At 38.1% G+C, this 26,416-nt stretch carries 30 protein-coding genes and 1 pseudogene; 12 read left to right on the top strand and 19 right to left on the bottom strand.

What is annotated here, in order from left to right; genetic code table 11:
* Positions 1-80: 80 nt before the first annotated feature.
* Positions 81-881: a sulfite exporter TauE/SafE family protein gene (locus tag AC1M9E_RS02820; RefSeq protein ID WP_481607906.1), complete on the bottom strand. Its 801-nt coding sequence runs from the start codon at positions 879-881 to the stop codon at positions 81-83.
* Positions 882-908: 27 nt separating this feature from the next.
* On the opposite strand from AC1M9E_RS02820, the gene AC1M9E_RS02815 reads away from it, so the two are divergent.
* From AC1M9E_RS02815 to AC1M9E_RS02805, 3 genes are all read left to right on the top strand, one after another.
* Complete coding sequence (locus AC1M9E_RS02815; protein ID WP_481607907.1) at positions 909-1,661, top strand: biotin--[acetyl-CoA-carboxylase] ligase; 753 nt, start codon at positions 909-911, stop codon at positions 1,659-1,661.
* A gap of 26 nt (positions 1,662-1,687) precedes the next feature.
* Positions 1,688-2,428: a type III pantothenate kinase gene (locus tag AC1M9E_RS02810; protein WP_481607950.1), complete on the top strand. Its 741-nt coding sequence runs from the start codon at positions 1,688-1,690 to the stop codon at positions 2,426-2,428.
* Between the two features lie 101 nt (positions 2,429-2,529).
* The gene (locus AC1M9E_RS02805) at positions 2,530-2,997 is read left to right on the top strand and encodes a hotdog fold domain-containing protein (RefSeq protein ID WP_481607908.1); all 468 of its coding nucleotides are present in this window, start codon (positions 2,530-2,532) and stop codon (positions 2,995-2,997) included.
* A 30-nt stretch (positions 2,998-3,027) separates the two neighbouring features.
* Here AC1M9E_RS02805 and AC1M9E_RS02800 read toward each other — a convergent pair whose 3' ends face one another.
* Positions 3,028-3,582 (bottom strand): RBBP9/YdeN family alpha/beta hydrolase, encoded by a 555-nt coding sequence (locus AC1M9E_RS02800; RefSeq protein ID WP_179999002.1) that lies wholly within the window; start codon positions 3,580-3,582, stop codon positions 3,028-3,030.
* A 123-nt stretch (positions 3,583-3,705) separates the two neighbouring features.
* A complete protein-coding gene (gene ffh / locus AC1M9E_RS02795; protein WP_488225002.1) occupies positions 3,706-5,112 on the bottom strand; it encodes a signal recognition particle protein in 1,407 nt (468 codons plus the stop codon).
* A gap of 143 nt (positions 5,113-5,255) precedes the next feature.
* Between ffh and AC1M9E_RS02790 the strand changes: the two genes are divergently transcribed.
* The 7 genes from AC1M9E_RS02790 (at position 5,256) to AC1M9E_RS02760 (ending at position 12,307) form a co-directional block, all read left to right on the top strand.
* The gene (locus AC1M9E_RS02790) at positions 5,256-6,065 is read left to right on the top strand and encodes a cytochrome C assembly family protein (RefSeq protein WP_092767475.1); all 810 of its coding nucleotides are present in this window, start codon (positions 5,256-5,258) and stop codon (positions 6,063-6,065) included.
* Between the two features lie 361 nt (positions 6,066-6,426).
* A complete protein-coding gene (locus AC1M9E_RS02785; protein WP_481587214.1) occupies positions 6,427-6,840 on the top strand; it encodes a type IV pilin protein in 414 nt (137 codons plus the stop codon).
* Between the two features lies 1 nt (position 6,841).
* On the top strand, positions 6,842-7,369 hold the full coding sequence (locus AC1M9E_RS02780; protein ID WP_481954690.1) for a pilus assembly FimT family protein: 528 nt from the start codon (positions 6,842-6,844) through the stop codon (positions 7,367-7,369).
* On the top strand, positions 7,341-7,787 hold the full coding sequence (locus AC1M9E_RS02775; protein ID WP_092767481.1) for a PulJ/GspJ family protein: 447 nt from the start codon (positions 7,341-7,343) through the stop codon (positions 7,785-7,787). Before AC1M9E_RS02780 ends, AC1M9E_RS02775 begins: the two co-directional genes overlap by 29 nt.
* 3 nt (positions 7,788-7,790) lie before the next feature.
* Positions 7,791-8,453: a PilW family protein gene (locus AC1M9E_RS02770; protein WP_488225001.1), complete on the top strand. Its 663-nt coding sequence runs from the start codon at positions 7,791-7,793 to the stop codon at positions 8,451-8,453.
* A 41-nt stretch (positions 8,454-8,494) separates the two neighbouring features.
* Positions 8,495-11,242, top strand: coding sequence for a bactofilin family protein (locus AC1M9E_RS02765; protein ID WP_488225000.1), 2,748 nt, complete (start codon positions 8,495-8,497; stop codon positions 11,240-11,242).
* A 114-nt stretch (positions 11,243-11,356) separates the two neighbouring features.
* Entirely contained in the window at positions 11,357-12,307 is a 951-nt protein-coding gene (locus AC1M9E_RS02760) for a tRNA dihydrouridine synthase (protein ID WP_488224999.1), read from the top strand.
* 10 nt (positions 12,308-12,317) lie between these two features.
* On the opposite strand, the gene AC1M9E_RS02755 is transcribed toward AC1M9E_RS02760, so the two are convergent.
* The 13 genes and pseudogenes from AC1M9E_RS02755 to acnD form a co-directional block, all read right to left on the bottom strand.
* A complete protein-coding gene (locus AC1M9E_RS02755) occupies positions 12,318-12,722 on the bottom strand; it encodes an NUDIX hydrolase (RefSeq protein WP_488224998.1) in 405 nt (134 codons plus the stop codon).
* Between the two features lie 72 nt (positions 12,723-12,794).
* Complete coding sequence (locus tag AC1M9E_RS02750) at positions 12,795-13,259, bottom strand: YybH family protein (RefSeq protein WP_092767489.1); 465 nt, start codon at positions 13,257-13,259, stop codon at positions 12,795-12,797.
* 238 nt (positions 13,260-13,497) lie between these two features.
* On the bottom strand, positions 13,498-13,836 hold the full coding sequence (locus AC1M9E_RS02745) for a zinc ribbon domain-containing protein YjdM (RefSeq protein WP_035269853.1): 339 nt from the start codon (positions 13,834-13,836) through the stop codon (positions 13,498-13,500).
* 140 nt (positions 13,837-13,976) lie between these two features.
* On the bottom strand, positions 13,977-14,357 hold the full coding sequence (locus AC1M9E_RS02740) for a ribonuclease E inhibitor RraB (protein WP_481953591.1): 381 nt from the start codon (positions 14,355-14,357) through the stop codon (positions 13,977-13,979).
* A gap of 166 nt (positions 14,358-14,523) precedes the next feature.
* A complete protein-coding gene (locus AC1M9E_RS02735; RefSeq protein ID WP_481953592.1) occupies positions 14,524-15,189 on the bottom strand; it encodes an RluA family pseudouridine synthase in 666 nt (221 codons plus the stop codon).
* Positions 15,190-15,701: 512 nt separating this feature from the next.
* Positions 15,702-15,962, bottom strand: a complete 261-nt coding sequence (locus AC1M9E_RS02730) for a hypothetical protein (protein WP_481953593.1) — start codon at positions 15,960-15,962, stop codon at positions 15,702-15,704.
* A 72-nt stretch (positions 15,963-16,034) separates the two neighbouring features.
* On the bottom strand, positions 16,035-16,766 hold the full coding sequence (locus tag AC1M9E_RS02725; RefSeq protein WP_481953594.1) for a hypothetical protein: 732 nt from the start codon (positions 16,764-16,766) through the stop codon (positions 16,035-16,037).
* A gap of 109 nt (positions 16,767-16,875) precedes the next feature.
* Positions 16,876-17,457 carry a DUF4126 domain-containing protein gene (locus tag AC1M9E_RS02720; protein ID WP_481953595.1) on the bottom strand — a complete coding sequence of 194 codons (582 nt, stop codon included), beginning with the start codon at positions 17,455-17,457 and terminating at the stop codon, positions 16,876-16,878.
* Between the two features lie 118 nt (positions 17,458-17,575).
* A complete protein-coding gene (locus AC1M9E_RS02715) occupies positions 17,576-17,710 on the bottom strand; it encodes a zinc ribbon-containing protein (protein ID WP_081403303.1) in 135 nt (44 codons plus the stop codon).
* 110 nt (positions 17,711-17,820) lie between these two features.
* A complete protein-coding gene (locus AC1M9E_RS02710; RefSeq protein WP_481953597.1) occupies positions 17,821-18,549 on the bottom strand; it encodes a hypothetical protein in 729 nt (242 codons plus the stop codon).
* Between the two features lie 11 nt (positions 18,550-18,560).
* Positions 18,561-18,751 (bottom strand): annotated as a pseudogene (locus AC1M9E_RS02705) (hypothetical protein); the annotation flags it as partial.
* Between the two features lie 14 nt (positions 18,752-18,765).
* Complete coding sequence (locus AC1M9E_RS02700; RefSeq protein WP_481953598.1) at positions 18,766-19,182, bottom strand: hypothetical protein; 417 nt, start codon at positions 19,180-19,182, stop codon at positions 18,766-18,768.
* A gap of 230 nt (positions 19,183-19,412) precedes the next feature.
* Positions 19,413-22,031 (bottom strand): Fe/S-dependent 2-methylisocitrate dehydratase AcnD, encoded by a 2,619-nt coding sequence (acnD, locus tag AC1M9E_RS02695; protein WP_481953599.1) that lies wholly within the window; start codon positions 22,029-22,031, stop codon positions 19,413-19,415.
* Positions 22,032-22,303: 272 nt separating this feature from the next.
* Here acnD and ygfZ point away from each other — a divergent pair, with 272 nt between their 5' ends.
* Entirely contained in the window at positions 22,304-23,026 is a 723-nt protein-coding gene (gene ygfZ, locus AC1M9E_RS02690; RefSeq protein ID WP_481609080.1) for a CAF17-like 4Fe-4S cluster assembly/insertion protein YgfZ, read from the top strand.
* A 38-nt stretch (positions 23,027-23,064) separates the two neighbouring features.
* On the opposite strand, the gene AC1M9E_RS02685 is transcribed toward ygfZ, so the two are convergent.
* The 3 genes from AC1M9E_RS02685 to AC1M9E_RS02675 all read right to left on the bottom strand — a co-directional run bounded on the left by AC1M9E_RS02685 (position 23,065) and on the right by AC1M9E_RS02675 (position 25,252).
* Positions 23,065-24,246 carry an MFS transporter gene (locus AC1M9E_RS02685; protein ID WP_481614117.1) on the bottom strand — a complete coding sequence of 394 codons (1,182 nt, stop codon included), beginning with the start codon at positions 24,244-24,246 and terminating at the stop codon, positions 23,065-23,067.
* A 6-nt stretch (positions 24,247-24,252) separates the two neighbouring features.
* On the bottom strand, positions 24,253-24,837 hold the full coding sequence (locus AC1M9E_RS02680; RefSeq protein ID WP_481953600.1) for a TetR/AcrR family transcriptional regulator: 585 nt from the start codon (positions 24,835-24,837) through the stop codon (positions 24,253-24,255).
* Positions 24,838-25,006: 169 nt separating this feature from the next.
* Positions 25,007-25,252 carry a hypothetical protein gene (locus AC1M9E_RS02675; RefSeq protein WP_092767507.1) on the bottom strand — a complete coding sequence of 82 codons (246 nt, stop codon included), beginning with the start codon at positions 25,250-25,252 and terminating at the stop codon, positions 25,007-25,009.
* Between the two features lie 290 nt (positions 25,253-25,542).
* Between AC1M9E_RS02675 and AC1M9E_RS02670 the strand changes: the two genes are divergently transcribed.
* Entirely contained in the window at positions 25,543-26,343 is an 801-nt protein-coding gene (locus AC1M9E_RS02670) for a tetratricopeptide repeat protein (protein WP_092767509.1), read from the top strand.
* Positions 26,344-26,416 lie beyond the last annotated feature (73 nt).

Below are 26,416 nucleotides of genomic sequence, written 5' to 3'. Positions count from 1 at the left end.
CTATGTCTTTGTCTGACAATTTATCAAATTTTTAAGTCAATACACATCACTATTTTTGAGAGTTATTTGGCATATTTTTCTCAAAATACGCCTTGATAAATAAAATAAATACCTACAGTTGTAAGCAAAGCTGCAAAACATTTTTTCAACATCGCTGCTGACAGTTTATGTGCAACTTTTGCTCCTACTTTTGCGGTGATAAAACTCATTACACTAATGCCAATGAATGCATAAACATGAACATATCCAATGGCATTTTCGATTTCAGCAGGTGCTTGTTGTCCATAGAATATAAATCCAAATGCACCTGCTAAAGCAATCGGCAGTCCACATGCAGCAGATGTTGCAACAGCTTTTTGCATCACCACCCCATGATGATTCAAATAAGGTACGGTTAAACTTCCTCCACCGATCCCAAAAATTGCTGAAGCCACCCCAATTCCACTTCCCGCAGCCAATTGAGCAGGTACAGAAGGTAGTTGCTTAGATTGATCGACCACCACATTAGCTCCACGGAACATACGGTATGCAACCCAAATTGCGAAACAACCGATAATCAATTGCAGCACTTGTCCAGAGATAATACTGGCCAATCCAGCACCAAAAAATGAGCCCAGTACCAAACCTGGCGCTAAATTTTTAAATACTGACCATAACACTGCACCTTTTTTATGATGTGCCATAACCGAGCTAATCGATGTGACCACAATCGTAGCTAATGATGTTCCAAGCGCCATGTGCATAATGACAGTTGGGTCATAACCCATTTGGGTAAATACAATAAATAAAATGGGTACGATGATTAATCCACCGCCCACGCCAAACAACCCTGCAGTAAAACCAGCGATTGCACCAATAGCTAAATATATGATTAACTCCATAAATCTTTTACTCTTCTCAGATTCAACATGGATTTAGAGACTCGCCACCTCAGTCAGCTTTTAACTGAAGCTCAACAACTTCCAGAAGTTTTACTGTTAAAACAGAGCACCACTTCAACCAATGATGAAGTACGTGCACTCATCAGAAAAGGTGTACAGGGGATTCTTGTATGCAGTGAGACTCAAACTCAGGGACGTGGACAACATCAACGACAATGGGTTTCCCCAGTCGGGAATATTTATTTAAGCACATTGCTAGAAACCAAAACACCCTTAGATGGTCGACTATCCCTTGAAATTGCACTTAATATTTTGCAAATTCCTTCATTTAAGTCATTGGATCATTTACAAATCAAATGGCCAAATGACCTTTATAGTGTGCAAGGTAAATGGGGTGGCATTTTGGTAGAGCCTGTAACCCCACATCAGGCGATTGTTGGCGTTGGTGTTAATTTATTGCCTGTTTCTGATGCAGCAATCGAACAGCAAACCACATCCATTATGCAATTGGGTTTAGCTCATCCAAATCGAATTAAGATTATTTCAGAACTTTATCTCGCCATCATGCAAGCCGGACAATGGTTTGAGCACGGAAGTTATAATCTCTCAGGACGTTTCAATCACTATGCTGCTTTTATGAATCAGACTGTAGAGTTTGAGCAAGTGAATAAAACAGTACAAGGTATCTTTAAAGGTATTGGAGATGATGGTCGAATTAATATTTTGACTGAACAAGGTTTAATCGGTTTGTATCAAGGGCGTTTACGCTTAAAAAAATAAAGAAAAGATAGGTCAGCGAATACATGATGAAACGTCTTTGGTTAGATATAGGCAATACGCGTTTAAAATATTGGATCACGGAAGGTGAGCAAATCTTGGAGCATGTGGCGGAGCTTCATCTACAATCTCCTGCGGACTTAATGTTGGGTCTCATCCAACACTTTAAATCTCAAAACCTATCAGAAGTCGGTATCTCATCTGTTCAAGACAAGAAAAATAACGATCGTATACTCAAAATTTTAAAACTGCTAGATATCCCAATTGTCGTTGCTAAAGTTCATCAAGAATATGCAGGACTTCAATGCGGATATACAGAACCGAATCAATTGGGTATCGATCGTTGGCTACAAGTTCTAGCGGTCGTCACTGATCCTCAAGAGAAATATTGCGTGATCAGTTGTGGAACGGCCTTAACGATTGATTTAGCAGATGGATTTAAACATCTAGGTGGATATATCGTACCAAATCTCTATCTACAGCGAGATTCACTTATTCAAAATACCAAAGGGATCAAAATCCCTGATGCTGCATTTGATGAGTTAAGTCCTGGGCAAAATACAATGGATGCTGTTCATCATGGTATTTTATTGGGATTGGTCAGTATGATCGAAAAAGTTTTAATAACATCACCAAGAAAATTAATTCTTACTGGTGGTGATGCTGCACTCTTTGCTCATTATTTACAATCTTATGACCCGCAAATCGAAACCGATTTATTATTAAAAGGCTTACAACGCTATCTTGCTGTTGCGCAACAAAAAACATAACTTGGTCATCAGGTCTGCTGAACTGAGTGTCTCTTAAAACAAAAAATTATTCACTCAGTATCAGTACACACACCCAAAATATAAAAAGTAGGCTGAACAACATGAATAACAAGACGTTAAATGCTTGGAATATTGCGAAGAAACTTCCCTTAGGGAAAGCGCTTTTCAATCAAATGATTCAACTCAAAGCACCTTATTTCAAATCGATTCGCACGAAAATTATTGAATTGAGACCAGATTTTTGTCAGGTCCAGATGTCTAAAGAAAAAAGGGTTTTAAATCACCTTAATACTGTACATGCGATTGCATTGTGTAATTTGGCAGAGCTTACTGGTGGCCTAATGACAGAAGTTACTCTTCCACCAAGTCATCGATGGATACCCGACGGTATGCAAGTCAAATATATTAAAAAAGCTACGACCAATTTAATAGCAGTTGCTTATCCTCTGACGCCAATTCAAGCGGGGCAATCCATACCAAATAGATTTGTAGCGTGTGTCGAAGTCCATGATCAAAACCAAGCGCTTGTCTTTAGAGCAGAAATTAATATGTGGGTGACATCACGTTAAACACGTCAGTGAGAGCTTATAGCTTCTGAATTAATCTCGAATAATCTCAGCCCAGACCTCAGGCAATGCCGTACAACCTTCTGAATCAATAAAATGGCCTTGATGTTCAGCAGCAACGACATGTGCATCAATACTTTCAGCTTGCTGGAAACTAAATTTAGGCAGAACGCGCTCATCACCTTCAGAATAAATGACCACGCGATCATGAACTTGGTCACGAATGAGTTCAAAATCTATATCAGCAGCATCAATAAATGGATTGACTTGCTCAAGACGCCCTAAACGTCCATTGAAACCAGCAACTAGAATTAATTTTTTGATTTTTTGGTTTAAAAGCACTTGGCTTAAGTAATGTAAAGTTGCAATACACCCGAGACTGTGAGCAACAAAAATTGTTTGATCATCAATTTGAGCTATTTGCTCTTTCATTTGTTGTTCCCACGTTCCTAATTGTGGCGTCTCAGAAGGATCTAATCTCAATACTTTTAATGGAATACCATACTGATCAGCTTGTTGTTGTATCCATGGAAACCAATTTTCTTCAGGGCTTGCCGTATATCCATGCACAACATAAACCTGTGTCATTTTCTTGCACTCTTGACTATATTCTCAACATCATGAATTGATTATTTTTTAAACTAAATAGTAAGTTTGCAAAATTATGTAGCATGAAAAAAGGCGCCAAAGCGCCTTTTTAAATTATGGGAGTTATTTTGGATCTTTGCCACCAAATAACGGACCAACGCCACCGCCGCCACCAAATTTCTTTTGCATACCGCTTAATGATTTCATCATTTTCGCCATACCCGATGGATTCGCAAATTTTTTCATCATTTTTGCCATTTGGGCATGTTGTTTGATCAGCTTATTGACTTCAGCAACATCCATACCACAACCTGCTGCGATACGTTTTTTACGGCTTGGATTCATCAAGTCAGGATTGCGACGCTCTTTGATGGTCATCGATTGAATAATCGCTTCCATTTTCTTCACTTGCTTTTCAGGATTTGCTTGAGCAATCGCATCCTGAATTCCTGAGTTACTCATGCCAGGCAACTTGTCTAAGAAGCCCATCATACCGCCCATTTTATTCATTTGTTCAAACTGCATCAGCATATCTTCAAAGTTGAAGCTGCCACCTTTTTGCAGTTTTTTCGCCATTTTTTCAGCTTTTTCTTTGTCGACTTTACGTTCAAGCTCTTCGACCAAAGAAAGCACATCACCCATACCTAAGATACGTTGTGCTACACGCTCAGGATGGAATGGTTCAAGGGCATCGAGTTTCTCCCCCATCCCCAAGAATTTAATAGGCTTACCAGTAATTGCACGAACAGAAAGTGCCGCACCACCACGCGCATCACCATCAGTTTTTGTAAGAATCACACCGGTTAAAGGCAATGCATCATTGAATGCTTTTGCTGTATTTGCAGCATCCTGACCGGTCATTGCATCTACAACGAACAGTGTTTCTGTAGGATTAATCGCTGCATGCAATTCTTTAATTTCGCCCATCATATCGTCATCGATATGTAAACGACCTGCAGTATCGACAATCAATACATCCGCAAATTGAATTTTGGCTTGTTCAATTGCTCGGTTTGCAATCGTAATTGGCTTTTCATCAGCACTTGATTCAAAGAAAATCGCGCCGACTTCACCTGCTACAGTCTGGAGCTGCTTAATCGCTGCAGGACGATAGACGTCGGCAGAAACCATTGCGACTTTTTTCTTTTGACGCTCTTGTAAAAAACGAGCTAATTTTGCAGCAGTCGTCGTTTTACCTGCACCTTGTAAACCAGCCAATAAAACAACAACGGGAGGCTTTGCAGCAAGATCAAGACTTTCATTTGCCTCACCCATCATTTTGGTGAGTTCATCATGAACAATTTTGACGAATGCTTGGCCTGGAGATAACTGTGTCATCACCTCTTGACCTAATGCCTCTTCCTTAACTTTCGCGATAAATTCACGAGTTACAGGAAGTGCAACATCGGCTTCAAGAAGTGCCATACGCACTTCACGTAACGTATCTTTAATATTGTCTTCGGTCAGTTGCCCAGAGCCAGTAACATTTCTTAAACTCTGCGTGAGTCGTTCTGTTAAGGTATCAAACATTGCAAAATCCGCTTAAAATGGTTGTTGCAAAAAAATCTTTCTTAAAATAGAAAATTTATGCATAAGATGCTATAGGATACTGTAGTTCGTTTGGAATTTATATCTTATTAGATGAATATTCAGCATCCATAAAAAGGTTTGACATGATTAGCCTCCCTTTGGTTTACACAATTTTAGCATTGATCGCCTATACCACTGCCTTTTGGTATTTATTTACCCATTTAATGACTAAACGTGTCCCTAATCATTGGTTTATCAGTCTCGTAGCTGGATTAGGCTTGATCTTGCATGCTGTCGTCTTATTGATAGATATGAAAACGCCTTTCGGCATTAACTATAACGTTTTTAATCTCCTTTCATTTACTTCAGCACTCATGCTGTTATTGAGCCTGCTTTATAGCACTTATCGACCTGTACTTGCGCTAAATCTGATTGGAATACCAGTAGCTGCATTGGGTTTAATTTTAGGCTATTCCCTGAGCCAGCCTATACTTACACTTAAACAGAACACGTTTGGACTTGATGTCCATATTATTTTGTCACTCTCAGCTTATGCAGTGCTATTAATGGCAACAATTCACGCAGTTTTGTTGTGGTTACAAGATCGTGAGTTAAAAAACAAACAGAAACATCGTGTTTGGGTAAATCTATTACCCTCCTATCAAGCAATGGAATCTCTGTTATTCGATATGCTTGTTACAGGTTTCATTTTATTGAGTACTGCACTTATCTTCGGCTTTTTTACGATTGATGATTTTTTTGCACAACATTTGGCACATAAAACAGCATTTAGTATTGTCTCTTGGTTTGTTTACGGTGCACTTTTATTTGGACATTATCGTTTTGGTTGGCGCGGTCAAAAAGCGAGACGCTTTACCATTATTGGTTTTATTTTACTTGCAATAGGCTTTATTGGATCAAAATTTGTATTAGAAATGATTTTAGGAAAATAACTATTGTGTGATTTAAATCACAATAAATAATAATAATTTAATAAATATCACATCATTATTAAATTTTATATACTTTAAATACATTTAAAATATAGGTAAATAAATTTTAAGTATAAATAAATTTTTTATATTAAAAATAACAATTAAAATCAATTACTTATAATAGAAAACCATATTAAACCTTTATGATGATTTAATAAATAATAGTTAATATTATTTGAATTATTTAATTAATTAATATTAATAATCTGTTCATCGCTTAATACCCCCCATTAGTCTCCTATAAGTTGTTATTATTTAGGTTAGTAACTAATGTTACAGTTAGTAAATGGATATTTTTGATGATTATTTTGGGGTATGTATGAAATTGCAAAAAGGTTTTACCTTAATCGAATTAATGATCGTCATCATTATTGTTGCAATCTTGGCCGCAATTGCAGTACCTAGTTATCAAAACTACGTCACCAAAGCAAAAATCAAAGAAGCTCAATCGAATTTAATCGCACTTTCATTAGGTGCTGAAAATGCATATCAAAGAACACTAAACTACCCTAAAGAAACCTTATCAAATACCAATGCAGTAAAAACTAAATTTACAACTTGGAATCCAAGTTCTGATTCATTTAATTTTACGTACACTTCATCAGATGGTGTGAATTATGCGGTTCAGGCAATAGGAACTGAAGCAAGAGTTTTAGGTTGTACATTAACACTCAAAAATGATGGAACTCGTACCGTGTCCGGTTGTGGTTCATATACTGACTGGGTGAAATAATATGCAAAATACTGGTTATAGAAAACAACTTGGTTTCACGCTGATCGAACTAATGATTACGATCGTTGTACTGGCTATTTTGTTATTTGTAGGTACTTCTTTAACCAGAGCTTGGGTTGATCAAAGTCATGTTGATGAAGCGCTAGCAGGTATTAAAAATGCGACTTATCAAGCCCGTTCTGCAGCAATTCGAAACACGAATAATCAAGAGTCTTCACTTGCAGCAACATCTGTTTGTATAGATAAAACCCATCAAGAAATTAGAGTCATTCGTGTTGCTAAAGACAGTACTGATGCGTGTTCAACAAGTGACGGCAACTCGCCTGACCAAAACTATATCCTTCAAAAAATCCCCTATGCATCGAATGTATTTTTCAAAGTAAACAATACAGAGTTTTATTGTCTATCTTTTAACTCGAATGGGATGTTGGTTGCTGCAAGTTCAGCATCAGCAACGTGCAATTCAAATTTAAATTTAACCGTTACAGTTGAGAAGAATAATGAATCAGCAAACATTCAAATCAACTAATCAACGTGGTTTCACATTGTTGGAGTCTCTTGTTGGTTTACTTATATTCTCGATTATTGTTTTTGGTAGCGGTTTAGCAATCAGCAAAATGTTGAACACGCAACGATATATGAACATTGACAATATAGTGATAAACGAACTGCAAAATCGCTTACAAACCATCACTATATCAACTGACTCAACTGATGTTTGTGCTTCATTCAATAACCAATCTACCGAAAGTAAATCGTTCACATTAAATGGTAATACCTACTACATTTACTGCAATTTGAATTCTGAAAATATTAGTGAAACGAGCGGTGTCGCAGGTACAAAAATTACATGGCCTGTGTTAGCTGCGAGTACAAATCAATCTAATGCCAAGACCTGCGCTGAAGACAGTATGGAAGGCTTAGATTGTTATCGAGTCGGGAGATAAATCATGAGTCAAAAAGGATTTACGCTCGTTGAGTTGATGGTTGGATTAGTCATTGCAATGTTATGCATGCTAATGATGCTCATGCTTTTTAAACAGACGACTCAAATTGGTATTAGTTCTTCTCGTGATTCGGAATACGATGCTCAAATACGTACAGCATTATCAGTTGCACAGAAGCTCGTTCAAAATGCCGGCTATGGTTCAGGAAAAACATCCGATATTGCTGTAGGAGTGGACACTCAAAATTTACCTGCTGTTTTCTGGCGAATGAATCCAGATCCTGTAACAAGCTTAATGTCTGCAAATACAACGATTAATTACAACTGTGAAGCATTAACTCAAGAAAAAGAAGGTGATACATATCGCTTAATCTTTCTTAAAAAGAATAACTGTGGTTCTGAAGCAGTATTAAATATTGGAACTTTTAGCCAACCTGATGAAAAACAGCATATTGTTTCCTTTAAGACCTTAGAAACAGGCACCGTTTTTAACTTTGTATTAACACCGGGAAATTGTACACCTTTTGGAATTGATAAAAACAACTCCAAAGGTACGCGCCAACTGACGATTACTGCCAATCGTCAATACGCAGATGAAATGCAAAATTCAAATATTGGTCAAACAGTGAGTAATACTGTTTGTCTTAATAACATTGTTAACCTTTAAGAGCGAGATTAAAGATGAATAGTTTAAGAAAGCAGCAAGGCATGGCCACTATTCTTTTGGTCTTGCTCATCGGGCTTACAGTGATGATCATAACATCGACTGTTGCAAAATCACTGATCTCCAACAAAGAAGCAAATGTTGCTGCGCATGCACAAACCAACGTACAACTCATGGGATGGTCAGGTGTTAGTGCCTTTCGTGAATATTTATTAAAAAAATATAAGGATACCGATATTAATGACTTTCGCCAAAGCTTATTAAATACAGGTGAAATTCAGCTTTTAAATGATGATACCAACCAACGTTATGTCACGGTTGAAGTAAAAGATGTAAAAGGTTGCAATGGTTTAACCAATAACCCAGATGGTTCTACTGGAACCAAATGTATTGTCATCGCAAATATTCTGTCGAAAAGTGGGTCAGCTCAATCAGCTACTACGATACAAGCAATCTATGATCTTGCAGCAGACCTGATTAAGTACAAGAGTGTTATTAATTTCACTGGTCAAACATTTATGTCTGGCACTACTATTTCCGGCGAAGATCCAACTAAACCAGATGAATATGTCGAACTGAATGTCGATGGTGGCAGCCTGTCCTTACAAGCTGGTTTTAAAATACAAAATATCAAAAACTTAACTATTAACGTTAAAAAAGACAAAGATGGCAAAGGTGGAAATGTCTATATTGATTGTTTAATTGATGCCTGTGGTACAAGAAATGGCGCTGTAATTAACATCAATGCTGAGGGCTATGTTCACATTATTAACGGCGGAAATTTTGGCAATATTTCATCTGGTGAGTGGGTTAAACTGTTAACCAATGTCAAAGCAGAAAATATTAAAGCAATTGGTGATGTCACACTTTCTCTTGGTTCTAAAGCTCAAAATATTTCCACTGACGGAAATATTAGTCTTACAGAAGGAGGCTATGCTGCAAACTTACATACCAATAAAGATGTAACACTACGCACGAATGTCGAAGTGTCTTCTATTACCACACACCAAGGGAATGTCAATATTTCCGTTTCTAGTAAAGTCAACGGAAATGTCATGGCAGGTGGCAACGTAACAATGATCGGAACTAGTGTTGTTACGGGTGATATTACATCAGGCGGGAAAGTTAATATTTCTAGTAGTGACGTTAAGGGCAGTGTAAGAGCCAAAGAATTTATTGACCTTGATACCTTCTCCAAAATTGAACAATCGGCCTATGCTCACAATCAGTCGCAACAAGGGGTTGGCGCGTACAAGGCTGGAGTCCGCTTAAGTACAAGTTGGATTGGTGGAAATGTGTATTCTAACGGTCCATTACGCTTACTAGATGGTCTTATTACTGAAGACGTAAAAGGTGATGTCTATCTTGCCAACTTTAGTACTTCAAACCAGAATGGTGTAGTTGAAGGATTTAAGAATGCAATTAGTGGAAAAATTTATGAAAAACTCACAAGCATCCCTCAGCTCAGTACTTTTCCAGATATTCCTAAATACGATGTTTCTGAAACCATAGCCAGTATTCAAGAAGCAATTCAAAATATGACGTTTGAAACCAGAGTCGATGTTCGTCAATATCGAAATGATGCAAACTATATTTTCGTACGTGAATATGGCGCTGCTCGCGTATATTTAAATCATCTTCGCAATGAGAGCTCTAAAATCACTTACATGTATGAGTATGATGCTACTAATAATATTCACAAACAGTTTGCTGTAGATGCTTCAGGAAATAAAACTCAAATCATGAAAATTGACCCTGAGAACTCAAACTCAGGCTCACGAGGTTTCTATTTAGGGAAATACACCTTGAATAGCAAAGATTATGTGGGTGCTATTTGTGAAACTATTCATGAAGAACAGATCATGACCAATAGTTTAGGTCTACGTACTGACCATAAAAGCGGTTATTGTACAAGTCAAATTATCGGATATCTTCCACGTGTCAGTTTAGATTTTAATGGTCTTGATGGTAAAGACCGAACAATATTTGGTTGGCCTAAAGATTACGATTATACATTACCAGACACTTGGTATATTCGTTCAATGGATACATCTACATTCGATAACGCAAGTTTTGCTCCAGGTATTCTGTATTTCGAAGGTAAATTAATTATTTCTGGTAAAGCGAATCTTGCGGCGGATAGTACTGATTCTGTATTCACCAATACATTCCTTGCTGAAGGTGATATTGATGCGATTGCGATGTCTCCTCGCATTTATTCGCCTCGTAATATTACGCGAAATCCAAATGCAACAGATGCCTTAATTTGTTCACGTAACTTAGGCACTACGTCTAATACTAAGTTTAGTGTTAGTCCACCTGCAACAACACCTGCAACTTTATCGAACAAATTCTTGACGCCAGTGAATTTGTGCCAAGATGCGAATACGATGTATAAAAACACCAATAGATTACCTAACGGTACACTTGATACAGTGACTATTGATAATAAAGAAATAACAAAGTTAGAACTTGGTTTGGTTGCCTTGATGTCTAATCAAGTTGTGCGTATTGGTGCATGTGCACAAATTTATGGTGACGTATTAGCAAGAAGTAATGTTGAAGGTAGTGCAGCATGTGGTATCGGTGAAAAAAATGGAATCTTTGGTAATATCAGCTCTCAAGGTGTCCCACCGTATACTAGTGTTCAACAACACAATACAATGGGTGCTGGTACAAATATTTATATTCCCAAAAATGAATATAAAAATTTAAATAAAGTTGACGATGTGAATGCAAATGATTTCATCGCCATTAAAAATGCAGACCTACAATGGGCTAAATATCAATAATTGGAAGCGAATAGCCCAAACATAAGTTTGGGCTTTTTTTTGTGTGAAATTTCTGACTAGACAAGCTATACAAAACACCGTATAACACCGTTTTTCCCATATTCAGGTGACCAAGTGAAACTCGTTTTAGCACCCATGGAAGGTTTAACTGATCCCATCATGCGTGATGTTCTCACACATGTCGGCAGCTTCGACTGGTGTGTAACTGAGTTTATCCGTGTCACTGATTCTGTCCTCCCAGATCACATCTATCATTCTTACTGTCCCGAATTATTGAACGATGGCAAAACAGCAGCAGGAACACCCGTTCATGTTCAATTTTTAGGGAATAATCCAACCATGTTGGCTGCAAATGCCGTTCGAGCGGTGGAGTTAGGTGCACCTGCAATTGATATGAATTTTGGCTGTCCAGCTAAAACAGTGAACAGGCATCGAGGTGGTTCTGTATTATTGGATGAACCTGAAACAGTGTATCAACTGGTTAAAGCTGTACGTGATGCAGTGCCTGCTGAAATACCAGTTTCAGCAAAAATGCGTTTAGGTTATATGGATCGTAATTTCACCCTGGAAAATGCACATGCTATAGAAGATGCTGGTGCCGCTTGGGTTACCGTTCATGCACGAACAAAAGCAGATGGCTATACCCCACCCGCCTTTTGGGATCAACTTCAACCCATTCGTCATGCGCTTAGCATTAATGTGATAGCCAATGGTGAAATCTGGAATAACCAAGATGCGCGCCAGTGTTTACTAGAGTCGGGTTGTGAAGATCTAATGATTGGTCGTGCAGCAGTGACAACACCCGATGTCACACAATGCATCCGACAAAATAAAGACGAAGCGATATTACAATGGAGCGATTTAATTACACTCCAAATTCGCTTCTTAAATGGTTCTTATAAAAAAGAAATGAATATGGTCGGACGTTACAAGCAATGGCTAGGTATGATGTCTAAACATTATCCTGAAGCAAAACTGTTATGGGATGAAGTGAAACGCCTGAAACAAGTTGATGAAATCATTGCTAAGCTCAATCATTTTCAAAACATTATACCAACTGTCTAATTTCTAAATTCTAGAATGAATAACTCCGAACTTCACCTTGAAAATTCAGACAGTCTTGAACGCGAGTACGTTGAACCTCAGACAGTTGCTCTGGACTTAACCATGCATATTCCGTATGTTCCTCAGAGAGTTGAATTTGGGCATTATTTTCAATCACGCATCTAAAGATAAAGGTATGTGAGTTTACCTGTGCGTGATAGTAGACCCCAGATAAATATTGGATACTTACATCACAACCTATTTCTTCTTTACACTCTCTGAGCAAAGCTTGATGTATGGTTTCACCTTGATCTAAACCACCACCAGGCAACCCCCAACTGTAATTGGCATAGTTTGCTTTCAGTAATAAGACTTGTCCCTCTGGGTTGGTGATCACCGCATGAGAACTCAAACGATAAAAATCATAAAATCCCATGACACGTCTCCAGAATTTAACTCATTCATGAAAGATAACACTGTTTAAGCCCATCTAAATGCTCAAGATTAGCTAAACCACAAGCCTTAATTTAGATTTATCCTTCAAGATGATAGCCTTTCCCGTTGCTAAGTCTACAGGCATAGAAATATGTTGGTGTACCATCACCCACTGTTCATTAGTTTTTTGTAGACATAGTGTTGTACGACACCAAGGCATTTGCAGCTGACCTTTTAAGGCTTTATGTTCCACTTTAGAGTGACAATGTAATACAACCAAATGATCACTCGCATGCACTTTTACATCACGGCGAGTGATTTGCATTCCATCGAAGAAATAGGGGCTAAATTTTTGCCATTCTTTTCGATAAGCTTCAGCTCCCTCAAGTTGGGTGCTGACATCAAACATACTTACATTTTGCGCACATTGTTCGATTAACGCATCAACATTATTACCCACTAATGCTGAATCCCATTCTTTTAATTGCGCTAATACTTCATGAGCAGCAACAACATTACCCTCAATCTGAATAGACATGATGTGACCTTATTGTTATTAGTGTGATGAAGTTAACACTTTTAAAGAAAAACTGTAATGTTATTTTGTGCCAAGCAAAGAAATTTTTATTCTAATTTGTATCTAAAATTCAATTTAAATTGATAAAAAACAACCATTATTTATTAAAACTTATCATTATGATCAGATTAAAACCAACGACGAGTTATTATCACATAAAAAAATTGGCCCCAGTTTCACTGAAGCCATTATAAAAAGCTTATGCTTTCTTTACATATTCGGACTTAAGTTTCATTGCGCCAAAACCATCTACTTTACAATCAATATCATGACCATCCGTTGCATCTGGCAACAAACGAATACTTTTTGCTTTAGTACCGACTTTGATTACGGATGATGAACCTTTAATTTTTAAATCTTTGATAACCGTTACGGTATCGCCATCTGCAAGAAGATTGCCATTTGCATCTTTGATCTGAACCACTTCTTCGAGTGTCTCTCCTTCTTTCCATTCATGTGAACATTCTGGACAGATCAAGAGGTCCCCATCTTCATAAGTATATTCAGAGGAACATTTTGGGCAATTTGGCAAAGACATAAAAAATCCAAAAAATTAAAAAAATTTTGCTCAATATACCACTTTCAACTAGCGAATAGAAAAAAACCTTAAATTTTATAAGGTTTAAATAAAAAACCTAAGTTCAATCACTTAGGTTCTTTTATTGGCTCTAGCCTTGTTTAGCTTTGAAACTCATCTTCTATATCTTCATCATCATATACATATGCCATACATCCCCATCCATCGTACTCACCATCATAGTCATTGGCTATTTTGGTAAACCACTCTTCCAAATCCACAATATCTGTGTATTCTGGCTCCATGTACACGTAAATCGTGATAATCCATTCTGCGGATTCAGACTCTTCATCAATAAATAAACTGATCTTTTGTTCTTCCTGAAGCAAGAACAAGGCACATTTTTCAGCTTTTTCTTTAGAGCTAAAAGCAATTGAGTACTCAATCTCATGCGGCTCGCTTAAATCATCTCCATCCTGGAACATTTGCCACAGTACATCGCCATTATCATCATTAGGAAATTGTTCTAAATCACGGCTCATACATTCATCCTTATTGTGGTTATTGCGTATACAATATCCTAGAGTAGCCTATATTTATTTCATTTTGGAGAAGAATTCATTAGAAATTGTTCTTAAACTTATATGATCGTAATTGTTAAATTTTAGTTAGGCACTCACATTACATATTCTGCTTGAAGCGTTTCATTCAAAATGGAACTTCACTCACAATTTTAATTTCAATACCACTCAACGGTTGTTGAAACTCTAAATAACTTGCATGCAAAGCCATACGCCCTAAATCACTGAGTTTAGGGTTTGGATGATAGAGTTTATCACCTGTGATCGGATGACCTATGGCTTGCATATGTACGCGTAATTGATGTGAACGCCCCGTAATTGGCGTCAACAAGACACGACTAACATCTAAATGCGCATCATAAGCGACCAATTCAAACAGTGTTAAGGCTGGTTTTCCAAATTCAAAATGAACGATTTGTTTCGGTCTATTTTCCCAGTCCGTAATTAAAGGCAAGTCTACTTGTCCCTGTTGTGCAATTTTACCTTGCACCAGTGCCACATAATTTTTTTTCACGGTGCGTGCTTGGAACATTTTGCTCACAGCCACTTCAGCATCACGATGTTTTGCAAACATCAAAATTCCAGAGGTTGCCATATCTAAACGATGGGTAATTTTTGCATTTGGATATTGAGCTATCACTCTAAAATACGCACTGTCATGATGTTCAGGCAAGCGTCCTGGCACAGACAATAATCCTGCTGGTTTATCAATGACCACCAAATCATCATCTTCATAGACGATGTTAAGCGGACCTTGAGGTGGCATATATACAAAATTATCGTCTAAAGGCATGTGAACAGAGCATTTCTTTGGGATGCGGAAAAATAGCAACTGATCAACTCAGTGTCAATTTATAAGATGAGCGATTTGAGATTTGAGATTTGAGAATTGAGAATTGAGAATTGAGAATGAAAATTTTTTTTAAGAGAATTTTGAGGGTGTCAGGGAAAACATGTTGTTTACTTCAACTATTATAACTTTGTAAGTTATAACCCTATTGCCTATAAACTTCTGGTTTATAGCGTCCTAAGCCGAATCAAGACCTTTTGGGTAAGTACTACACGCACGTTGTACGCAACTGGTAGCAATCTACTCTTTTCGATCCCGTCACACCCTTGAGATATATAATAGCGAGACTGCGTCGGGATTAATTTCCTAAGATTAACGAATTTTAGCATCGAATAAAAAATTATTTCATTTCATCTTATAAATACAATATTTTTTCCCAAATAGGCTCATTGATACACTTTTTTTAGCGTTTTTGAGCTAAATATTGCAATTAAAATTCAAGTCGACTTTTGATTTTAGAGACTGGCTTGAATCCAAGATGCAATGCTCCACCACAACATCATGGCAAACATGCCACACATAAGATTAGCGAGTACTTTTTGTAGTTGAGATAATTCAGATTTGTAAATTTTGAGGTTAATCACATACGCAACGATGCCCAGTACCACTCCTACTGCGCCACCAATGAGTAACAGTAATATTGGCCAGCCTGCCATAAATTGAACTTTAACACCTAAAGACGTTTTTTCATTTTCAGCTATGCTGCTCATTTCCATGTGATTCTTCCTCTTGGAATCATTTTTACTGTAAATAATCAAGCAAAATTCGCACCAACCTTATTAAAAAAGTTATTCAAAATTGAGCTCATCAAAGTCCTTGATTTTGGACAGATAGATTGGTGAATAATTCACTTTGGACCAGGTATGCTTAAATTTTTCCTGAAGATCCCGATCTGCCAAATTGATATTTTGTGAATGCTTTTTTTGATGACTGAGAAAATTAATACTTACTCTATAATCAGTATATGGGCCATAATTACTAGAAAGATCATAACCAATCAAACGCATATCCTGCTGCTCTAAACGAAACTTATAACTCCAATAGCCATAACGACCGTGTCCATAATGGATCCCCAGAATATTCTTGCGGATATCAGCACTGAGTTCTGGCGGAAAATAAACACCACCCTCTTCATTTTCTGATGAAAATGCAGTCAGATTCTGCATCAGTTTTTGATATTTGAATTGATCCTGTAATAGCACCAGAATGCCACGTCGGTTACGATCCAGCTTGCCCTGATCAGGATGGTTCACCCACCCTTTGGGATCAATTTTTTTTACAATCAGTACGGCATCCTTTTGGCCATCCTGATTCAAATCACCTTCTACGGCATCGAACAGAAAGTATTGGTCTGGAATAAAGTCCTTAAATTTTTTTGCCTGCAGTTGAAGTTTGATTTCTTCTGGGCTTAGTGTTTTCTGCTGTGGAGTGTTCGCCCATAACGGTACTGAAGCAATCGAACATGCCATAAGTATCACGACTGATATACCATGACGCTTTAATATTTTTAGCACAGGCATCTGCTGAGCTCCTTTATAATTTTTATAATGTTTTTAGCCAATATAATTTTTAGATGAACTGGAATGGTAATCGTGATTCAACATATTTTTACGATGTTCCATTGAGATTTTACAGGGGACTTTCGGCATTCTTTACCATGCGTCTTTTCTGATGAATCCAGCGTACTGCCCAAACCACACCGATTATTAAAACGATCACTACCAATACGGGTATAAAAAATGACAATACGGAAATCACCAATGCGCTGACCCACTCACCTGTAGATACCACAGGATTTGCCACGCCACCCGTGGTTGCGGTCGATACACCCCGTGCTGCCACTGTCCCAAGTTGCACTGCTCCTGCTGTTCCACCACCGACGATGATTGCGGCAGCCCAACTTGCAAATTGCGACATTTCACCAGAGCTTACCGCCATGGTTGTCAATGTTCCAGCCACCATCGCGGCAGGTGTTGCAATGGTATCGAGTAAGTTGTCTACCCATGGGATGTAATAAGCGCCTATTTCACACAGTGTGGCAAAACCGAGTGCAATGCAGACCGATGGCATCGCCAACCATTCAAAACCTTTGATGGGTTCAAAAATGCCCATAATGGCAGCAATACTCATCACCAATAATGGAACAAATACGCGGAAGCCACATGCAGCACTTAATCCTATACCAAGACATAAACCGAGTATCGTTTCCATAGTGACCCTTTTTATTAATATGTTTTTAATTTTCTTAAGGTAACAAAAAAGCCCTATGGAGTAATAGGGCTTTTGTTTCAAACAGTGGTGTCTGTTTTAGTGTGTTTGCTTGAGCGAATTATTTTTTAAATTGATTGCTTAAACATTTGGTACACGGTGGTAAACGATCAGTACCAATTTCTAAGTAAGCACGATGCCCACATTGAACGCAAAAATAGAAACCTGTTCCCGGTTTAGAGCCAGCTGTAACCATTTTTGTTCTCCGTATAATTTTAGAAATGGTGACACCACTATAACGAACAATGAATGACTTTTTATTGTCCATTTCGACAGATGATGGTGTCGATTGGGCGAACATAAACTTCACGGTTTATACTTTTCTAAAAAGCTGTGAGTAAGTAAATTAACATCTTTAAAAAGTTTGGGACTCTTATCTAAATCGTAAAGAACCTCTGTGGGCTTTAAACCTTTTTTTACACAGGAATAATAAAGTTCAGTTTCATAATGTAGTCGACCCACAAAAACTATTAAGTGGCATTTCCATTTATCTTCTACAGATAAATTTTCTCTAATCCTATTCCCTTTTATTAGTAAATCTTCTATTTTTACTGATCTAGATTTAATACTATTCACTAACTTATCTCTGTTTTCTTCGATATCCCATCTATGAGCAAAATCATTTCTCACCTTCCTAAGGGCATTTAACTCTATTAATATATCCTTACTAATCAAGTCAAATACATACGCTATTTGAATTCGATTTGAAAAACTTGATAAGCTACCAAAGCCATCTAATAATGATTTCGCTCCTCCAGGTGTGTCTTTGGGCACGATTCTTTTGATCATACTTTCAAAACATTCATCAGCGTAAGAACATATTACAATAGGGAGGTATTTACTTTCTTCATTAGAAATTAAATTCATTACCCTTTCTAAATTTTTTAGACTCAAATACTGCTTATTATCACAATCCTCAACAAATAATTTTATTTGATTTTCTATAAATGCATTTTGGTAATTTCGATAAACCTGTAATCCATTTTTCTCAAAATCACTAATATTTAAGTTTTTTATATCTTTATCATAATCCATACATTGACCTATTAAACAAACTTATAAATTATTAAATTTAAAACACTCCCTCCTAACAAGGGCTGTGCAAAGCATTGCAACATCTACCCGCTTCATACACATATACTTCTTTTTCGGTATCCGAACGACAGGTTACAGGAATCTCAAGGATTTAATTGACACCCTCAGTCGATGAACGCTCAACCACCAAAATCAACATAGAACTGTGAAACCCAACTAGCCGTTATTCAGTAAGTGTATGCAAGCATCAGTACCATAACTTTGCCAAACTATAAAAATCTGGTATTTATCCGTATTAAATCTTTGCTTGTAATTTTGATCTCGCTCACCTGCTTGTGATACAGGCTGAGATATGACAATTTCATTCCATGCATCTTTGCAATAAATATGATCATATTGCGTCTTTTCTACAAGTTGCCAAGTTTGTGTTAATTGCTTCTCAATTCGACTTAAATCATCTCTGGATAAAGCATTCTTGTCGATATCCATAAAGATATATTCAATATTTTTTTTACTTGCTTCGGAGCTTACTTTATAAGGGATTCTCCCCAAAATTTGCTGAGCAGTTACTTTGGGATCTAACTTTTGACTTAAATTTACAGGTTTATTTAAATGATTTAATTTCCAAGACATTGTAATAACAAGGATTAAAAAAAATATTAAAAACAATTTATTGCGTATTTTCATCAATTCTTATTGTTCTAAAAATATATATGTAAATATTATCTAAATTTTGAATTTTTAAAAGTCTAAACATACTTTATCAATGTTCAAAATAACTTTAATCCTCCCCAAGCCTCCTTTAAAAGGAGGGAATTCCCCTCTTTTAAAAGAGGGGTTTGGGGAGATTTTCAACTTATAAACTACGCTACATTCCCTTCTAAGAAATCCTGTGCAAAGCGTTGTAACACCCCACCCGCTTCATATACAGATACTTCTTCTTCGGTATCCAAACGACACGTAACAGGCACTTCAATCGTTTGATTTTTACCATCCGCCGTTGAGCGCTCAATAACTAAAGTCAAAGTCGAACGAGGTGCAATATTACCAATCACGCTATACAGCTCAGTACCATCCAAACCTAAAGTTTTACGGTCAGTCCCTGCTTTAAACTCAAGTGGTAATACACCCATACCCACCAAGTTGGTACGGTGAATACGTTCAAAACCTTCTGCCACAATCGCTTCAACCCCTGCAAGGCGAACACCTTTCGCAGCCCAGTCACGGCTAGAACCTTGACCGTAGTCTTTACCTGCCACAATGATCAAAGGCTGTTTACGGTTCATGTAGGTTTCAATGGCTTCCCACATACGCATCACTTCGCCTTCAGGCTCTACACGCGCTTTTGAACCTTGCTTAATCCTACCGTCCGAACGTACCACCATTTCGTTATACAATTTCGGATTGGCAAAGGTCGCACGTTGTGCCGTTAAGTGGTCACCACGGTGCGTTGCGTATGAGTTAAAGTCTTCTTCAGGCACGCCCATTTTATGTAGATATTCACCTGCTGCCGAATCCATCATAATCGCATTCGATGGTGATAAATGGTCTGTGGTAATGTTGTCACCTAAAATCGCAAGCGGACGCATATTGGCTAAAGTACGTGGTGCAGCAAGTGCGCCTTCCCAATATGGCGGACGGCGGATATACGTACTTTGTGGACGCCAGTCATATAATGGGCTTGCCGCTTGAACCTTCTCACCCAAATCAAACATTGGGATATACACTTTCTTAAATTGCTCAGGTTTTACCGCAACTTTAACCAACGCATCAATTTCTTCATCAGATGGCCAAATGTCTTTTAAATAAATTGGGTTGCCATCTTTATCGTTTCCTAATGCATCGGTTTCGATGTCAAAACGAATCGTACCTGCAATCGCATAAGCCACAACTAAAGGTGGAGATGCCAAGAATGCTTGTTTTGCATAAGGATGGATACGACCATCAAAGTTACGGTTACCAGACAATACCGCCGTTGCGTAGAGGTCACGGTCAATAATTTCTTGCTGGATTTTTGGATCTAACGCACCTGACATCCCGTTACATGTGGTACATGCATACGCCACGATACCAAAACCGAGTTTTTCTAAATCACCGAGTACACCTGCTTCTTCTAAATACAATGCTGCTGCTTTAGAACCCGGTGCAAAAGATGATTTCACCCACGGCTTACGCACTAAGCCGAGTTCATTCGCTTTACGAGCAAGCAAGCCAGCTGCAACCGTATTACGTGGGTTAGAGGTATTGGTACAAGAGGTAATCGCAGCGATGATGATTGCACCATCAGGCATTAAGCCTTCTGCTTCTTGCGCACGAGCAGCGTCTAAATTACCTGCAATACCTTTTGCTTTTAAATCGCTTGTCGATACACGCGCATGTGGGTTTGATGGCCCAGCAATGTTACGAGTCACAGTCGATAAATCAAAACGTAATACGCGTGGGTACTCAGCTTTAGTCATATCACTTGCCCACAGACCAATTTCTTTGGCGTAGGTTTCTACAAGCTTCACTTGCTCAGGCTCACGACCTGTCAGTGTTAGATAATCAATGGTGTTTTGGTCGATATAGAACATCGCAGCCGTTGCACCGTATTCAGGGGTCATATTGGAGATGGTTGCGCGGTCACCAATCGACATGGTGTCTGCACCTTCACCAAAGAACTCTAAATATGCACCGACGACTCGCTCTTTACGCAAGAACTCTGTTAAAGCCAATACGATATCAGTTGCCGTAATGCCCGGCTTACGCTGACCAACAAGCTCTACACCAATAATGTCAGGTAAACGCATCCAAGATGCACGACCAAGCATCACGTTTTCAGCTTCTAAACCACCGACACCAATGGAGATCACACCCAAAGCATCCGTATGTGGTGTATGTGAATCTGTGCCCACACACGTGTCAGGGAAAGCCACGCCACCACGGTTTTGAATCACTGGAGACATTTTCTCCAAGTTGATTTGATGCATGATGCCATTACCCGCAGGAATCACATCAACATTTTCAAAGGCAGTTTTGGTCCACTCAATAAAATGGAAACGGTCTTCATTACGACGATCTTCCACCGCACGGTTTTTCTCAAATGCATCAGGATCAAAACCACCGTACTCGACTGCGAGTGAGTGATCGACAATCAGCTGAGTTGGTACCACGGGATTGACTTTAGATGGGTCTCCACCTTGATCGGCAATCGCATCACGCAAACCTGCAAGGTCCACCAATGCTGTTTGACCTAAAATATCGTGGCAAACCACACGTGCTGGATACCAAGGGAAATCGTGGTCTTGTTTATTAAAGATTAATTCTTTAAGAGACTGCTCTAAAATTGCAGGGTCGCAACGGCGTACCAATTGCTCTGCAAGCACTTTAGAAGTATATGGGAGTTTTGCGTATGCGCCTGGCTGAATATCTTCAACGGCTTGACGCACATCATAATATTCGAGCTGGGTACCTTGCAGTGGTTTACGGTAGTTGTTATTCATCGCGTTCCTGCCTTGCCTTGAGCATCTTTTTTCTAAACTTTCTAAACATTTTGTTGTTGATGAGACTTCATCATTTGTGATGGCATAGTACACTGCTGAAAGTCAATTTCCCAAATCTTATATATTTCATCGACTTAGGTATAAAAAATAGGGTTTTTGAAATATTTTGTTTCAAATAACGCAGATAAATAAGCAGTTATGTGCTTTTTTTTGAAAAATAGTGGAAAATTGGGATAATTCTTTAGTATTAGATTCAGATTCGAGCATAGAAAATGAACAATTTATCTTTCTCCTCATTTACGCTTAATGGCGTGGATGCTCAAAAATTTTTACAAGGTCAAGTGACGTTGCATGTTGAACGCCTTGAAGAAAATATCACGCGCTACACAGCAATTTGTGATTTAAAAGGTCGAATTCACTTTGGTTTATGGCTAACAAAGCTGAATCCTGAAAGCTTTGTCATTGTAACCACTCAAGATCAAGCTGAAGAATTTTCCAAACACATTAAAAAATTCGGTGCTTTTTCCAAAATGAAACTTGAAGAAGCTAGTCAGGTCTATCCTACGCTTCAAGGTGACACCACAACGTTCTCAGCAGAAGTAACAGATATTGCCGCTTGGCAAGTTCAGGCCATTCAACAGGGTCAAGCTTACATTGATCAAGCCATAGAACACGTGTTCCAACCCCAAGAACTCCGTTTACATCAACGTGAAGGCGTTCACTATGACAAGGGTTGTTACTTGGGTCAGGAAGTCATTGCACGCTTATGGTTTAAAGCCAAACCGAAAGCGTGGTTACATCTGATTCAAGGTACAGGTGCTGTGCCTGCAGAAGCGGAACAACTCGATAAAAGCGTACAAGTGGTCAATAGTGCTGCATTTGAAAATGGTTATATCGCTTTGGTGGTGGCACGCCCTGAAGCATTAGCAGAGTTAGACGTGACTGTTTTAGATTTGCCTGAGTATTTAAATGGTGATGTGGCTAGACCACAGTAAAATAATCTAAAAAAAACCTCCATTTAGGAGGTTTTTTATTAACCATTAGGCTGAGGATTTGGAACATATTTCCGGTAAATAATCAGGTTTAATATGACCAATACCGCACAACACCAGTACATAAATTCAAAGCTCCATTGTGCGATAACTAATCCCATCACAACTGAACCAATCGCTAGACCAATATCAAAACAAATAAAGAATGTTGATATTGCATGCCCCATCCGATGTTTATCTACGGTTTGAATGGTGAGCGTTTGCAAACAAGGAAATACTGAACCATATCCAATTCCAATAAAAATTGCAGATAACCACAACATCCATTGATCATTGACCAATGTTACGACCATAAGCCCAATCGCAAAAAATATAAAAGAAGGAACAATAACAGCACTCGGACCTTGACGGTCATAAATTTTACCGACCCAAGGTCTTACAATTAACATCGACGCCGCAAACAATATAAAAAATACACTGGTGTACGCCAGCAGTTGTTTGCTCTCACTATAAACCGTAATAAAACTGGTAATACTCGAGTAAGCAAAAGCTGTAAGTAAAGCAACACCACTTACAGCAAAAACTTTAGGCTCAAGAAAATCGTCTAGCTTAAAACCTTTTTTATTCATTTTATGTTGCTGAGGTATCTGATTCGCTGGAATATTTAATAGCCAGCTAAAAATTAGACCTAAACTGATGAGCACCGCGAGAGCACCGAATAAAATTTGGAAGCTATAAAATTGAATCATGGTAAGAGCAATTAACGGTCCAAATACCACACCTAGGTTAGTGGACATCACATAATAACCCATGCCTTCACCTTTACGATGCTCAGGAATGAAGTCATTCGCGACTGGAACAGCCACAGTGGTCAACACACTAAACCATATCCCATGTAAAAATCGTATAAGCAACAATGACCACATGTTATCAATGAATAAATAAGCAAATGCAAAGACCGCAAAAAACGTGCTCGATCCACGCATAGTGAGTCGCTTACCCATTTTTTGAATGATCATACCTGAAAATGGTCGTACTGCTATTGATGAGGCGAGAAAAAGCGTTAACGCTAATCCTGCTTCTTCAACTGATCCCGCTAAGTCCTTCACAATGTAAATCGGAAGGACAGCCAACATGGCAAAGTAGTAAATAAAAACAAATAAATTATTTAATACACACAAGATAAATGAACGATTCCAAAGTCGCTCGGTGGTTACACTCATGAAAATCTACTCTTGTCGCATTAATGTTTGGGCTTGAGGGCGTAATGGATCTAAACTCAGTTTGACCAATTGACGGATATAGTGCTCATCAGGCAAATGATTAAAGAAAATAATTTGGTAATGAATAGGACCATACAGTCGATCAAGTACCAAATCATAGTGATCATGTTCTATCAGCTCCCCCACCTCAATCGCCTGTTGGATCAGTTGATGCAGTTGAACTCGTTTAGGTAACAAATATTGCTTGAAGAATGTTGCAGCCAATTCACGATGATTCGCCATAACCACCAACATCGCACGTCCCACTGGATGATCTAAAGCCTTAGCCAAACGAAGCAATTGTTGATTAAGATTTTGTTCAAGATCGAATTCTGGCTCAAACTCAAAAATTGAGAGTGTGAGCTCCTTAAACGTGTCTAGAACCAATTCAGATTTATGTGACCACCATCGATAAATAGTCGACTTTCCCACCCCAGCACGTGAAGCAATGTCTTCTACTGTCAGTTGGTGATATTCCACTTCATTCAAAGCCTGTTTGACTGAAGCTAAAATACATGATCGGCGTCGTGCACTTTTGTCTTCGCTTGTCATGAAATTCTCACAAATAAAACGATACGTTTCGTATCGTTTTATAATAGAGTTTTTTTATTGATAAAGATATGAAAATAAGACCAAGGCGTTAGATGGAATAGATTTTAACTCTCAATCGATTGAGAGATGACTCATAAAAAAACCTCCTATATCGCTAGGAGGTTTTATTCTAAAAGCCATGAAATAATTTATTCATATCCTTCACCACATAATCTTTAAAATGAAATGCTCTCGCGTGTTTAGCATCAAACTTTACGGTTAAATCACCTTTTTGGAATACATACACTCGATTCTCCTGACTCACCAAATACTGCTCGCCAAGTTTTAATAAGAGCGCATCTATCTTTTGTTCATCTGGGATTGAATCATCTTGAAAAACTTTATCGTAATTACGTTTAATGCCTTTTATAAACATCGTTGACCACCTCATTGCACAATGCGTATTTAAGCAAAACCATCGAAGAACTACTAGTGGATTAAAATTTTGGTTAAATCCATATATTCAAGGCTGAACAACATAAATCCAGTGTCGTTTATATGCTTATACTGCAATACACACACTTTATTCACAAAGCGAAGCTAAATTTGAAGGATGTATACATATTCTATATTTACATTCACATAATTCGGACTATGATGAAATGGTGTAAAACTCTATTTACATCAAATAAATAGGGTTGCTTTTAAGATAGGTATAAAACAATTATGAAAAAAATATTATGTGGTGCTTTACTCGCTGTTGCCACCTCATTTAGCTTCGCTGCCGCACCAGTCGATCCTGCATTCAGCAAAGTACAGGAACTGATTCAAGCAAAGAATTACAATGCGGCCTACCAAGAACTTGAACGCTTATCAAAAGCAGGGAATCCTCAAGCGACTTATAACTTGGCATATCTCACTCAAGCTGGTCAAGGAACCAAACAAGACAACAAAAAAGCAGTACAACTTTATGAACAAGCTGGCACTGCAGGCTATCCTTTAGCCAATTATGTATTGGCGCAAAACTATGCCACTGGCGGCTTGGGGCTGACCAAAAATGAGAAAAAATCTCGTGAATACTTAGATAAAGCTGCAGCTCAAGGTTTTGAAGATGCGATTGTTGAATCTGCTGTTCTACTGTTCTCTGAAGGTAAAGAACAATCTGATAAGCTCGCTTTGCAAAAACTTGATCCTTTAATTAAGAAAGGAAGTTATCCAGCCATTCATGCTCGTGCTTTATACGATATTTCATTAGGCTTCAAAACCAAAACTGAAGCGCCTGTGAAAAAAGGTTTAGCGAGCATTCAAGATTTAGGTAAAAAAGGATACATCCCTGCGCTTATGGCCATTGGTAACATGTTCGTAAACGGAAATATCGTTCCGCAAAACCTACCTGAGGCAAAAAAAATATTTAGTGCTTTAGCAGATGAAAATATTCCTCAAGCCAAAGAAAATCTAGCGATCGTGAACAAACTGATTGCTGAGAATGCAAAAAAACCTGCAGCAAATACGAAAGCTAAATCATAAGCATTAATTTAAATTTTAAACCGCTGCTCAAATACAAAAACCCTATCACGAGATAGGGTTTTCTTATATGAAA

Source organism: Acinetobacter sp. 24-47-47 (genome assembly GCF_057737035.1).
This window is presented reverse-complemented; position numbering and strand designations above follow the sequence as displayed.